Raw genomic sequence first — 12769 nt, 5'->3', positions numbered from 1 at the left:
AAAGCTCCCTCTGTGGGATTTAAGGGTTTAACCAGAGCAGCTAATGCAACCTTCTTCCATTGAACAAACTGGTCCGTCAACGATTTCTTCTGCTACCTGATCTTGTGGGATTTGAGCAGGAATAACCGCTTCAATTGCTTTACCACCCTGATTTTCTACAGTAAATTTAACCGCTTGCGAAGCTGCTTGTGTACGCAGGTAATACATACCGGTTTTCAAACCTTTCTCCCATGCATAGAAGTGCATTGAAGTTAATTTTGATGTATTTGGTGCGTTTACGAACAAGTTTAATGATTGCGACTGGCAGATATAGGCACCACGGTCGGCAGCCATATCGATGATGTTACGCATCTTGATCTCCCAAACCGTTTTATACAATTCTTTAATATAATCTGGAATGCTATCAATAGCCTGGATTGAACCGTTAGCCAATATGATCTGATTTTTCATATCGTTGTTCCATAAACCTAAAGCTACTAAATCTTTCAATAAGTGTTTGTTTACGACCACAAACTCTCCACTTAATACCCGACGGGTATAAATGTTAGAAGTATAAGGTTCGAAACACTCGTTGTTACCTAAAATCTGCGAAGTAGATGCGGTTGGCATAGGTGCAACCAATAACGAGTTGTACACACCATCTTTAACTACTTTTTTGCGTAATGCATCCCAATCCCAACGGCCACTATCTGGCGTAACATTCCATAAATCAAACTGGAATTTACCTTCTGATAATGGCGAACCTTTAAACGTTTGGTAAGGACCGTGTTTTACTGCTAAATCGTGTGAAGCCGACATCGAAGCGAAATAAATCGTTTCGAAGATATCTTTGTTCAAACGTTTAGCCTCATCGCTTTCGAAAGGTAAACGCAACAAGATAAAGGCATCAGCCAAACCTTGCACACCTAAACCAACCGGACGGTGACGCATGTTTGAATTTTCTGCTTCCTGTACAGGATAATAGTTATGATCGATGATTTTGTTCAGGTTTAACGTAGCCTGATAAGTTACATCGTATAATTTTTGGTGATCGAAAGCACCGTTGATTACGAAACGAGGCAATGCCAAAGAAGCTAAGTTACAAACAGCAACTTCATCTTTAGAGGTATACTCGATAATTTCGGTACACAGGTTAGAACTCTTAATGGTACCTAAATTCTGTTGGTTAGATTTGCTGTTCGCTGCATCTTTAAACAACATGTAAGGTGTACCGGTTTCAATTTGCGAATCTAAGATAGCAAACCAAAGTTCTTGTGCTTTAATGGTTTTACGGCCACGACCCTCGGCTTCGTATTTAGTATACAATTCTTCGAATGCCGCACCGAAACAATCTGCTAAACCTGGTGCTTCATGTGGGCAAAATAAGGTCCATTCGCCATTATCTTTAACACGTTGCATAAACAAATCGTTGATCCAAAGGGCATAGAATAAATCGCGCGCACGCATTTCTTCTTTACCGTGGTTTTTACGAAGATCCAGGAATTCGAAAACATCAGCATGCCAAGGCTCTAAATAGATGGCAAAAGCACCTTTACGTTTACCCCCACCCTGATCTACATAACGGGCAGTATCGTTAAATACGCGTAACATCGGGATGATTCCGTTACTTGTACCGTTAGTGCCACCAATATAAGATCCTGTTGCGCGGATGTTGTGGATGCTTAAACCGATACCACCAGCACTTTGTGAAATTTTAGCAGTTTGTTTTAAAGTATCGTAAATACCTTCGATGCTATCATCTTGCATGGTTAACAAGAAACATGACGACATTTGAGGTTTAGGTGTTGCTGCATTGAACAAAGTTGGTGTAGCATGTGTAAACCAACGCTCGCTCATTAAATTATAGGTTTTAATTGCGCTTTCGATATCTTCTTTGTGGATACCAACAGAAACGCGCATAAACAAATGTTGAGGACGCTCTACAATCTGACCATTAACTTTTAACAGGTACGATTTTTCTAAAGTTTTAAAACCGAAATAATCGAAGCCGAAATCGCGGTCGTAAATGATCGAACTATCTAAAATATCCTTGTTTTTTTCTATAATCTCATAAACATCATCAGCGATAAGAGGAGCCTCTTTCTGCGCTTTCGGATCGAAATATTCGTACAACATTTTCATCGTACCCGAGAATGATTTAGTGGTGTTTTTGTGTAAGTTGGAAACCGCAATACGCGAGGCCAACAAAGCATAATCAGGGTGTTTTGTGGTTAACGAGGCAGCTGTTTCTGCAGCAAGGTTATCCAACTCAGACGTGGTTACCCCATCGTATAAACCTTCGATTACCTTTTTGGCAACGTCAATCGGATCCACAAGATCTGAATTTAAACCATAGCAAAGTTTTTGAATACGTGCTGTGATTTTGTCAAATTGCACCGGTTCTTTCCGGCCATCTCTTTTTAGTACGAACATATTTTATGAGATTTTTTAGTTAATGTTAGTAGTGAGTATTAAGTATCAAGACCTAATGATCACTTTATATTTTTGTTATTTATTAGTATCCAGTAGTGAGTATCAGGTATCAAGATTAAAACCTTCCACCCTCAACCTTCTAACCTTCCATCTTAGAAGTCTTCATCTAAAGAAAAAGCCTGTTTATTATTATCAGCAGCAGTTAATACACCGCTTTTCTGATAATCGCCCACACGTTTCTCGAAGAAATTGGTTTTACCCTGTAATGAAATCATTTCCATAAAATCGAATGGATTGGTTGCGTTGTATATTTTTTTGTAACCTAATTCCTGTAACCATCTATCGGCTACAAATTCTATATATTGACTCATTAATTTTGCATTCATCCCAATTAAAGCAACCGGCAAAGCATCTGTAATAAATTCTTTTTCAATTTCAACCGCATCGCTGATGATGCCATGAACCTGTTCTTCACTCAATTTATTGCTTAACATGCTATACAACAAGCAGGCAAATTCGCAGTGAGAACCCTCATCTCTTGAAATCAGCTCGTTACTAAAAGTTAAGCCCGGCATTAAACCGCGTTTCTTTAACCAGAAAATAGAGCAGAAACTTCCGCTGAAGAAAATACCTTCAACCGCAGCAAAAGCCACTAAACGCTCTGCAAAAGTTCCGTTTTCAATCCACCTTAAAGCCCATTCTGCTTTTCTCTTTACCGCAGGTACGGTATCGATAGCATGGAACAAACGGTCCTTTTCTTCCGGATCTTTAATATAAGTATCAATTAACAGGGCGTAGGTTTCGGCGTGGATGTTTTCCATCATAATCTGGAAACCATAAAAACAACGTGCTTCCGGCAATTGAACCTCACTCATGAAGTTAACAGCAAGATTTTCGTTCACAATACCATCACTAGCAGAAAAGAAAGCAAGGATGTGCGAAATAAAATGTCTTTCGCCATCATTTAAATTATCCCAGTGTTTCTGGTCGTCAGAAAGGTCAATCTCTTCTGCAGTCCAAAAACTAGCTTCGGTCTTTTTATACATTTCCCAGATTGCCGGGTATTTAATCGGCAAAAGCACAAATCTATCTTTGTTTTCTTGTAGTAATAATTCCTGTTCCATACGCTGATATTTAAATTCTATTTTTAACAAAGCCGACAAAGGCACGCATCCATCAATTTTATATGATGATTGTAATGTCTTGATCAAAACGCTGCTGTGAAAGTGCTAACCCTATTGCCTGGCAAACAACTGAGTTTTTAGTTGCGAAAATTTAGAATGATAATCTGAGAGATCTACTTGTAATTAACTAAAAACTAAGCTTTTATATTTGTTTCCAAACGCAAGAAGTTAAAGAACTTTGTTGTAACAAATATATACACGGCGGGCCTTTTTAGTGAACCAAAGTTGTTAACACCCAACCCAATTGCTGGGGAAAAACGATCAGCCCAATATCATTTTCAAGCGAAAAAAAAGCTAATCGTTTCTTTTCAAGGCTTTAGCAAACAAAAATGAGTGTTAATAACTTAAATTTTAGTAGTATTTTAAGTTCTAAATGAAGCTAAAAAGCGTGTTACTCAACCGTATAGCTGAGACTTACTTTGGCTACGCCTTTGCTGTAGATACCAATCTGTTTTGCAGCACGTTCAGATAAATCTATAGCTAATCTTTTAGAGAAAGGACCACGATCATTTACCTTCACGGTTACTGATTTTCCGTTATCCGGATTGGTTACCTTGACCATAGTGCCGAATGGCAGGGTACGATGAGCAGCTGTTAGTTTTTTATAACGGTATTTAGCGCCGCTCGTGGTTCGGTGACCTTCAAATTTTCTGTGATAATAAGTCGCGAGAACTGTTTTTTTGATACTGTCTGGTTCATTTGAGAAATCAGACTTTTGTGCTTTACCTTGTAAAAACAGGAAACAAAAACTTAATAACAGCAGATACTTCATAGGCTAAATTTTCTTTATCGAGCCTGCAAATATAAGCATTTAGTTTATAATCAATAATTTGTGGAAAAACAGGCTGTTTTTGTGCATTAAAAAAGGCGTAAAGCTTATCGCCTTACACCTTTACCTAACCCCTCTACACCTACCTTATTTTTGATCAGGCACGAAGTTCATGGAGATCGAATTTACGCAATGACGGGTGTCTTTATTGGTAAATCCTTCACCCAAAAACACGTGACCTAAGTGTGCACCACAATTGGCGCAAACAATTTCTGTACGTGAGCCATCAGCATCAGGAATACGTTTTACCGCACCTTTAATTTCATCATCAAAAGCAGGCCAACCACAATGGGCGTCGAACTTACTTTCTGAACGGTATAGCGGTGCATTACAACGTTTACAGGTGTAAGTTCCTTTATCTGTGGTATGCTCATATTTACCTGTACCAGGGTATTCGGTACCTTTATTTACAATTACTCTTTCTTCTTCGGGAGTTAATGGATTCCAGTTCATCTTTTTCTTGGGTATAATTTGTTCCGCTTCCTTTACTTGTTTTGTTTCTTTCTTATCCTGCTTTTGCGCACAGGCCGAAAGCCCTGTAATTAAAACAACAGCAGAAAGCAAAAATAGTTTATTTAACATCGTTTTCATACCTCAATATACGCTATAGATATTGTTTTGGTTTGCTGGTTTTAGCATATTGGGTAGTGTTTACAAAGGAATGATAATTCAGTTTGCAGTTGAAAGTTTGGAGTTTTCAGTTTTAGATGCTAAAGATACCATCATCCCAGAGATCGCTGGTTTGCCGTGGAAGGCTTGGAAAGTTTTTTTGAATTTTATCCGCCATTTTTTTTGCCACGGAAACACGGAAGACACGGAAAAATGATTAGAAAACAACTCGTCTTATTTCTAAAGTGGGCTGGCCAAAGTTTAATACTAAGCCAACGCTACATTCCGAGCATTTCAAGTAGTTTATAGTTTGAGCTAGATCTTCATTCGCTATTCCACTTTTTGATTTAATTTCTAAAACCACAGTATCAAAAACTACAAAATCAGCATAAAAGCTATGCGGAAGTAAAACATCCTTGTAGTAAATAGGATAATGTTTTTCTCTCTGATAAAAATATCCTCGGCTTTCAAATTCGACAGAAAGCGCATCCTTATAAACAATCTCAAGAAAACCACAACCCAAATCCTTATGAACTTCAATTCCAGCATTAATAATTAAATCAGTTTCATTTTTATAGGGAAAATTATCTTGTTTTATTTTATAATCCATAACGATAATTTTGAACTAATCTAATGATAATTCCAATATTCTCCCATTTTTATTTCCGTGCCCTTCTGTGTCTCCGCGGCAATATTACCTCCTGTCACTTCACACTTTCTCCCCTCTTTATTTATGACTATAAAGTACAATAAAACAAAAAAAGCGTCCCGAAACTAATCGAAACGCTTTTATATAAAGAGATTTATAAATCTTATTTTGCTAATTCTTCTGCCATTGCAGCACCGATTTCAGCAGGACTTTCTACTACACGGATACCACACTCACGCATGATTTTCATTTTAGCAGCTGCAGTATCATCAGCACCGCCAACAATAGCACCTGCGTGGCCCATTCTACGTCCCGGAGGCGCAGTTTGACCAGCAATAAAACCAACAACAGGTTTAGTACCGTTTTCTTTGATCCAACGGGCTGCTTCAGCTTCCATTCCACCACCAATTTCACCAATCATGATGATACCGTGAGTTTCAGGATCGTTCATTAATAATTTAACGGCTTCTACAGTCGGTGTTCCGATAATCGGATCGCCACCAATACCAATTGCAGTAGTAATACCTAAACCAGCTTTAACCACCTGGTCTACCGCTTCGTAAGTTAAAGTTCCTGATTTAGAAACCACACCTACGTGACCTTTTTTGAAGATAAATCCTGGCATGATACCAATTTTAGCTTCATCAGCAGTAATTACACCCGGACAATTAGGACCGATAAGCGTAACATCACGATCAGCAATATATTCTTTAACCTGAATCATATCCTTTGTAGGGATACCTTCAGTAATACAAACAATAACTTTAATACCACCTTCGGCAGCTTCCATAATGGCATCAGCAGCAAAAGCCGGTGGCACAAAAATGATAGATACATTTGCATCCGTTTGATCAACGGCATCTTTAACAGTATTAAAAACAGGCTTTTCTAAATGTAATTGCCCACCTTTGCCAGGTGTTACACCACCAACTACGTTTGTACCATAGGCCAGCATCTGCTCAGCGTGGTAAGTTCCTTCGTTTCCGGTAAAACCCTGAACGATAACCTTAGAATCTTTATTTACTAAAACGCTCATGTATCAATATTTTTTTGTGCAAAGCTAATATTATTGAACTGGAATTCAAATCTAAAACCATATTATTTAGTCCGTTTTTTCAGGAAAATGTAAGGAAATGGTTTTAGGCTGGAGCGGGAAGACTGAAGACTAAAGCGGAAAGACTAAAGACCAAAGCTTAAAGGCTAAAGTGGAAAGACTAAAGTTAAAAGCGCGAGGTAACTACGCTTCACCTTTCCTGGCGCCACATCAGGAGCAAGCCTTCGGTTATAAACCTGACAGCAACGGCAGCCTCCGATTTAAGCACTTGTTTATGTGATATTTTGGTGTGCTTGCTTGTTTCACAGGTCTTTTATCGGAGCTACAGTGGATGGCAGGGCTAAAGACCGCCAAGAACCACAAATCGCTCATTTACAAAAAATATTCTTTCTTTTGATTGGGAAATGAGCAGTCCCGTTCTTTTGGCGCGCATCAGTCCCGCTCTCCGTTACTTCTGATGAAAAATCAGAACCACTGCGATCGGGTTTAGTAACAATGGTGCAGGGCTTTTGGCAACTCCCTGACAAAACGCTTAAATTTACCTTTAGAGACCAAAGCAGAAAGACTAAAGTTAAAAGCGCGAGGTAACGACGCTTGACCTTTCCTGGCGCCACATCAGGAGCAAGCCTTCGGTTATAAACCTGACAGCAACGGCAGCCTCCGATTTAAGCACTTGTTTATGTTATATTTTGGTGTGCTTGCTTGTTTCACAGGTCTTTTATCGGAGCTACAGTGGATGGCAGGACTAAAGACCGCCAAGAACCACAAATCGCTCATTTACAAAAAAACACTTCTATATTGATTAGGAAATGAGCAGTCACGTTCTTTTGGTGCGCTTCAGTCCCGCTCTCCGTTACTTCCGGTGAAGGACCGGAACCACTGCGATCGGGTTTAGTAACAATGGTGCGGGGCTTTTGGCAACTCCCTGACAAAACGCTTAAATTTACCTTTAGAGACCAAAGCGGAAAGACTAAAGCTTAAACCCGATAACTATTATAAAACGAGCCAAATGACCAGTAGAGCATTATCCGTACTATTTTTCACATTTTTTATTTCAATCGCAGCAAAAGCACAAACTGCCGATACGAGTAAATATATTTTGCAAAACGATGCTGAAGTAGCGAAAGAAGAAGCCGGCACCCATAATGGTGGAGGCAAAACGATCGGTTTTAATTTCTTTGCCCAAGCTAAAAACCTCAAAACTATTTTCAAAAAACGTATTTTAAAACCGGGTTCGTCAATCGGTTATCACCTACAAAAGGAAGATGAAATTTATTATGTCATCAGCGGAAATGGGACCATGCAAATGAATGGAAAAACTTTTGCAGTTAAACCAGGCGATGCTGTTTTAACCCGACCAGGCAGTTCACATGGTATTACGCCAAATGCAGACAATGACCTGGTGATTTTGATTGTTTATGAAAAGAAATGATGATATTCGAATAAGGGTCTTCAACTCCGCTCAGACTGACAAAAAACAGAGAATACATCACTAAAATGGAACTGGAAAAGCATTACACAAATAGAACAGGCTGGTTAAGGGCTGCCGTACTGGGTGCCAATGATGGGATTATTTCTACCACAAGTTTGGTTATTGGTATAGCTGCTGCGAGCGATACGAGAAATCCTATCTTACTGGCAGCTTTGGCCGGTTTAGTTGCGGGCGCATTATCAATGGCCGCTGGTGAATACGTTTCGGTAAGCTCTCAGGCCGACATTGAAAAAGCAGATCTGGACCGTGAAAAAACGGAACTCGAAACCATGCCTGAAGTAGAGCTTAAAGAACTTGCGAAAATATATGTGGCCCAAGGGCTGGATGAAGATTTAGCCATGCAGGTGGCGATACAGCTAACAGAGAAAGATGCTTTGGCCGCGCACGCCAGAGATGAACTGGGCATTAACGAAATTACGCAGCCAAAACCGCTTCAGGCAGCTCTTGCATCTGGAGCATCTTTTATTACCGGTGGTATTTTACCATTTCTGGTTGCTTTTTTTGCTCCCATTAAATCGATGGTGTTTTATCAATATGGTTTCGCCATTGTATTTTTAGCTTTATCTGGTACGATTGCAGCAAAGGCTGGAGGTTCAAATGTAATTAAAGCCGTAGTTAGAATCTGCTTCTGGGGCACCGTGGCCATGGTGGTAACTGCTTTAGCAGGATATATTTTTGGCGCTAAGACAGGATAATTTTGAGTTCGCAGCGCTGTAATTTAGCGCCTGTACTTAAAAGTTTTGTCGGTTTGGCAACCAGTTACTGCCTTTTATAAACAACTTTAATTCAGCTGATCATAATCAAGATCTACATTCCGATGTTCAAAAGGAAACAACTATGAACAAAAAATGCCGAATGAATTAATATCCACTCGGCATTACTATATCATTTGCCTGAATTATGCGCCCAAAACTGAAAACTCCAAAATGGAAACTCCCAACTTAGCCCTTCCATCCTTTTACCCACTCGGTCTGTGCTTTTTCATCCTGGAAAGTCCAGGCCACAAACCGGCTGATTTTCTGGCCCTGGCTCATTTGCACGGTTCTTACTTCAAAGGCATTTACTTTAATTAGAGCATTATAAATGCTTTTCAGATTGGCGCTTTTTGATACCAATGAGGTAAACCACAAAACCTGGTTTTTAATCTGCGAACTCTGAATAATCATCTGCTCAACAAAAGCACGCTCACCTCCAGGGCACCACAGCTCTGCCTTATTCCCCCCAAAGTTCAGTACGTGTTTTACTTCTTTTTCATTACCTCCAAGGTTACGCCATTTTTGACGGGTACCTTGCTCGGCCTCTTTTAATGAAGAATGGAACGGTGGGTTACAAACCACCGCATCAAAACGTTCAGTTCTACCTACAATCCCCCTAAAAATACCCATTTTTGATGATTGCTGACGGATTTCTACAGCACCTTGCAGCGGTTTGTTGGCTTCGACAATGCGTTTTGCCGATTCAACAGAAAGTGGATCTATTTCTGAACCTACAAAACTCCAGCCATATTCCTGGTGACCAATAATCGGGTAAATACAGTTGGCACCTACACCAATATCCAATACATTAATACCTGTGCCTTTTGGGTTTCTACCTTTATTGCTTGATCCCAATAGATCTGCAACATAGTGAATATAATCTGCGCGGCCAGGAATAGGCGGACAAAGAAAATCCTGAGGAATATCCCATTGCTGGATATCATAAAAATATTTTAACAAAGCCCTATTTAGTGCTTTTACTGCATTTTGATCGGCAAAATCGATAGAATCGTCGTTATGTTCGTTTTTAAAAACGAAACGTCTTAATTCTTTTGAAGTTGCGGTAAGTTGTTTGAAATTGTAACGCGAACGGTGTTTGTTGCGTGGATGTAACTCGCTTTTTTCTTTGCGGTTATTTTGTTCTTCTTGAGCCAATGTGCTATGAATTAACTAAACAAGCTGTGTTGCCTGTTTCTGCTGCAAAGATACATAAAAAAGGTTGAGGACGGGAAGGTTAAAGGTTAGAAGGCGCTAATAGTTTGGAGTTGGGAGTTTTTAGTTGGGAGGAGGTTCAACTCCATACTCCAAACTAACCATTTGCTTTCGACTCCCTGAACGCCTTAGGCCAAACGCTCAATTCCAAACTAACCTTCCTCACCTTTTTCTATGGTTACAGGTTGAATGGCATTTAAATATTTCTGCTCATCAAACTGGTTTTCACTTTTAGCAATTACAATGGTAGCCACGCCGTTTCCGATTACATTGGTAATGGCCCTGGCTTCGCTCATAAAGCGGTCTACCCCAATTAAGATCGAGATATGTTCAATCGGCATAATTTTTAACGCGGTAAGGGTTGATACCAAAACGATAAAACCACTTCCTGTTACACCTGCGGCACCTTTAGAAGTAACCATCAACACACCTAAAACGGTAATCTGCTGCCCCAAAGTTAAATCGACATGAAAAACCTGGCAGAGAAATATCACCGCCATAGCCAGATAAATGGCTGTACCATCGAGGTTAAAAGAATAGCCGGTAGGAATAACCAAGCCCACTACCGATTTATCGCAGCCGATGCTTTCCATTTTCTGCATCATACTGGGCAAGGCCGATTCGGAAGAAGAGGTACCCAACACAATCAATATCTCCTGACGGATGTATTTCAGGTATTGCCAAAGGCTAAATTTATAGTATCTGCAGATTCCGTTTAACACAATAAAAATAAACAAAATACAGGTTAAGTAAACCGAGCCCATTAATTTGGCCATTCCCACTATACTTTCCAGTCCATGCGTACCAATGCTAAAGGCCATTCCGCCGAAAGCACCGATTGGGGCTAACCGCATAATCAGTTTCATAATTTTAAACAACACCTTCGATATTTTATCGAAGGCATTTAAAACCGCGGTACCTTCGCCACCGAGTTTATTTAATCCATAACCAAAAAGAATCGCAAATAATAAAATCTGTAAAATATTGCCTTCAGCAAAAGCGGCCATTACATTATGTGGGATAATATGCAGAAAGAACTCTGCCCAATTCATATCTTTTGCCTGCTTGGCGTAACCTGCAATTTTTGTCGCATCGCTGATCCTGGCTACCATCCCTGCACCCGGCTTCAATATATTGGCTACCAATAAACCAATGGCAATGGCAACCGTGCTCACAATTTCGAAATATAACAGCGCTTTACCACCAACCCTGCCTACTTTTTTCATATCGCCCATATGTGCGATGCCCAAAACAATGGTAAAAAATATGATCGGCGCAATTAACATGCTTATCAGGCTGATAAACCCATCACTGATTAGTTTGGCTGTTGGCGCAAAACCAGGAAAATAGGTACCTACACTGATTCCTATAATAATAGCAAGTAAAACCTGAAAGGTTAGATTGGAGAATATTTTCTTTACAAATTCTTTAAATGTCATTTACCTGATATGAGTAAGAAATATATGAGTAATTTTCTAAATAATACAAAAGTTCGACTTTAAAACAGCTAGTACGTTATTTATAAATGCTGACTTCAATTTTACCATCAGCAGTTATCGTGCCCCGATACATGCCTTCGGTATTAAAAGGCATGGCTACGTTGCCTTTTTTATCTAAAGCGATCAAACCACCGTCGCCACCCATTTTTCCCACTTTATCCAATGCCATTTTCGAGGCTTCGGCAACTGACAATCCTTTATATTCCATTAAATCGGAAATGGTTTTGGCTACCACATTACGGATATAAAATTCGCCCCAACCAGTACACGAAATACCTGCAGTTTCATTATTACAGTAAGTACCTGCGCCAATAATCGGTGCATCACCCACACGGCCATATTTTTTGTTGGTCATACCTCCAGTTGATGTCCCTGATGCCAGATTGCCTGCTTGATCCAAAGCCACACAACCCACTGTACCAAATTTATAATCGTGGTTTTTGATGCCAAGCAATCCAGATTTTTTACTACCAAGATCTAAAACTGCTTTGGTAGAATCTTCCTTGATCGCTTCCTGCAAACCATCCCAACGTTCTTTTGTCCAGAAATACTTCGGATCTACAATTTCAAGTCCTGCGTCTTTCGCAAACAGATCTGCACCTGAACCAACCATCATCACATGTTCTGATTTTTCCATCACCGCTCTTGCTGCTGAAATTGGATTTTTAACGGTTGTAACACCTGCAACGGCACCCGCCATTAAAGTTTTCCCATCCATAATAGCTGCATCCAATTCATTTCTGCCATCGTGGGTAAAAACGGCACCCTTACCCGCATTAAAATGTGGGTCGTTTTCTAAAACATGGATCGTTGCCTCAACCGCGTCGAGACTCGATTTACCTGCTTTAATTTCTGCATAACCAGCCTGTAAAGCCTTTGTTAGCGTAGCAACGTAAGTGGCCTCTTTCTCTGGTGTCATGTTTTTCTTCAAGATGGTACCTGCACCACCGTGGATCACCATAACATATTTTTTCTGCGCCGAAACATTAACTGCTAAGGCCAAAAGCATAAATAAGCTAAATATTTTGAACAATTTCATCTTCTTACCGGATTTAAGAAGATGTTAAATTAAGA

Annotated in this window: 11 protein-coding genes; 2 read left to right on the top strand and 9 right to left on the bottom strand. The window is 39.8% G+C overall.

Annotated elements, in window-relative coordinates:
• Nucleotides 1–27: 27 nt before the first annotated feature.
• From OQX63_RS10610 to sucD, 6 genes are all read right to left on the bottom strand, one after another.
• Nucleotides 28–2412, bottom strand: a complete 2385-nt coding sequence (locus tag OQX63_RS10610) for a ribonucleoside-diphosphate reductase subunit alpha (RefSeq protein WP_265850846.1) — start codon at nt 2410–2412, stop codon at nt 28–30.
• 152 nt (nt 2413–2564) lie between these two features.
• Nucleotides 2565–3536: a ribonucleoside-diphosphate reductase small subunit gene (locus tag OQX63_RS10605; RefSeq protein WP_090501671.1), complete on the bottom strand. Its 972-nt coding sequence runs from the start codon at nt 3534–3536 to the stop codon at nt 2565–2567.
• A 451-nt stretch (nt 3537–3987) separates the two neighbouring features.
• Nucleotides 3988–4368 carry a septal ring lytic transglycosylase RlpA family protein gene (locus OQX63_RS10600; RefSeq protein ID WP_265850845.1) on the bottom strand — a complete coding sequence of 127 codons (381 nt, stop codon included), beginning with the start codon at nt 4366–4368 and terminating at the stop codon, nt 3988–3990.
• A 144-nt stretch (nt 4369–4512) separates the two neighbouring features.
• A complete protein-coding gene (locus OQX63_RS10595) occupies nt 4513–5016 on the bottom strand; it encodes a methionine-R-sulfoxide reductase (protein ID WP_265850844.1) in 504 nt (167 codons plus the stop codon).
• A 235-nt stretch (nt 5017–5251) separates the two neighbouring features.
• On the bottom strand, nt 5252–5644 hold the full coding sequence (locus tag OQX63_RS10590) for a GxxExxY protein (RefSeq protein ID WP_265850843.1): 393 nt from the start codon (nt 5642–5644) through the stop codon (nt 5252–5254).
• 202 nt (nt 5645–5846) lie between these two features.
• Nucleotides 5847–6719, bottom strand: coding sequence for a succinate--CoA ligase subunit alpha (gene sucD / locus OQX63_RS10585; RefSeq protein WP_265850842.1), 873 nt, complete (start codon nt 6717–6719; stop codon nt 5847–5849).
• Nucleotides 6720–7746: 1027 nt separating this feature from the next.
• Between sucD and OQX63_RS10580 the strand changes: the two genes are divergently transcribed.
• Both OQX63_RS10580 and OQX63_RS10575 read left to right on the top strand, forming a co-directional pair.
• Nucleotides 7747–8169: a cupin domain-containing protein gene (locus OQX63_RS10580; RefSeq protein WP_265850841.1), complete on the top strand. Its 423-nt coding sequence runs from the start codon at nt 7747–7749 to the stop codon at nt 8167–8169.
• 65 nt (nt 8170–8234) lie between these two features.
• Nucleotides 8235–8924 (top strand): VIT1/CCC1 transporter family protein, encoded by a 690-nt coding sequence (locus OQX63_RS10575; protein WP_265850840.1) that lies wholly within the window; start codon nt 8235–8237, stop codon nt 8922–8924.
• Nucleotides 8925–9170: 246 nt separating this feature from the next.
• Here the strand turns inward: OQX63_RS10575 and rlmF are convergent, their stop codons facing one another.
• From rlmF to OQX63_RS10560, 3 genes are all read right to left on the bottom strand, one after another.
• Nucleotides 9171–10139, bottom strand: a complete 969-nt coding sequence (gene rlmF, locus OQX63_RS10570; protein WP_265850838.1) for a 23S rRNA (adenine(1618)-N(6))-methyltransferase RlmF — start codon at nt 10137–10139, stop codon at nt 9171–9173.
• Between the two features lie 209 nt (nt 10140–10348).
• Nucleotides 10349–11635 (bottom strand): C4-dicarboxylate transporter DctA, encoded by a 1287-nt coding sequence (gene dctA, locus OQX63_RS10565; RefSeq protein WP_265850837.1) that lies wholly within the window; start codon nt 11633–11635, stop codon nt 10349–10351.
• 76 nt (nt 11636–11711) lie between these two features.
• Nucleotides 11712–12734 (bottom strand): isoaspartyl peptidase/L-asparaginase family protein, encoded by a 1023-nt coding sequence (locus tag OQX63_RS10560; protein ID WP_265850836.1) that lies wholly within the window; start codon nt 12732–12734, stop codon nt 11712–11714.
• Nucleotides 12735–12769: the final 35 nt, after the last annotated feature.

This window comes from Pedobacter sp. PF22-3, assembly GCF_026239555.1.
In the GTDB taxonomy this organism is placed as follows: Bacteria; Bacteroidota; Bacteroidia; order Sphingobacteriales; family Sphingobacteriaceae; genus Pedobacter.
The sequence above is the reverse complement of the archived record's forward strand: the minus strand, read 5'-3'. Positions and strand labels throughout refer to the sequence as shown.

What these genes read in the sequence shown, in the direction of transcription:
- OQX63_RS10610 (WP_265850846.1), bottom strand. Translation starts at nt 2,412, where the DNA reads ATGTTCGTACTAAAAAGAGATGGCCGGAAAGAACCGGTGCAATTTGAC.
- OQX63_RS10605 (WP_090501671.1), bottom strand. Translation starts at nt 3,536, where the DNA reads ATGGAACAGGAATTATTACTACAAGAAAACAAAGATAGATTTGTGCTT.
- OQX63_RS10600 (WP_265850845.1), bottom strand. Translation starts at nt 4,368, where the DNA reads ATGAAGTATCTGCTGTTATTAAGTTTTTGTTTCCTGTTTTTACAAGGT.
- OQX63_RS10595 (WP_265850844.1), bottom strand. Translation starts at nt 5,016, where the DNA reads ATGAAAACGATGTTAAATAAACTATTTTTGCTTTCTGCTGTTGTTTTA.
- OQX63_RS10590 (WP_265850843.1), bottom strand. Translation starts at nt 5,644, where the DNA reads ATGGATTATAAAATAAAACAAGATAATTTTCCCTATAAAAATGAAACT.
- sucD (WP_265850842.1), bottom strand. Translation starts at nt 6,719, where the DNA reads ATGAGCGTTTTAGTAAATAAAGATTCTAAGGTTATCGTTCAGGGTTTT.
- OQX63_RS10580 (WP_265850841.1), top strand. Translation starts at nt 7,747, where the DNA reads ATGACCAGTAGAGCATTATCCGTACTATTTTTCACATTTTTTATTTCA.
- OQX63_RS10575 (WP_265850840.1), top strand. Translation starts at nt 8,235, where the DNA reads ATGGAACTGGAAAAGCATTACACAAATAGAACAGGCTGGTTAAGGGCT.
- dctA (WP_265850837.1), bottom strand. Translation starts at nt 11,635, where the DNA reads ATGACATTTAAAGAATTTGTAAAGAAAATATTCTCCAATCTAACCTTT.
- OQX63_RS10560 (WP_265850836.1), bottom strand. Translation starts at nt 12,734, where the DNA reads ATGAAATTGTTCAAAATATTTAGCTTATTTATGCTTTTGGCCTTAGCA.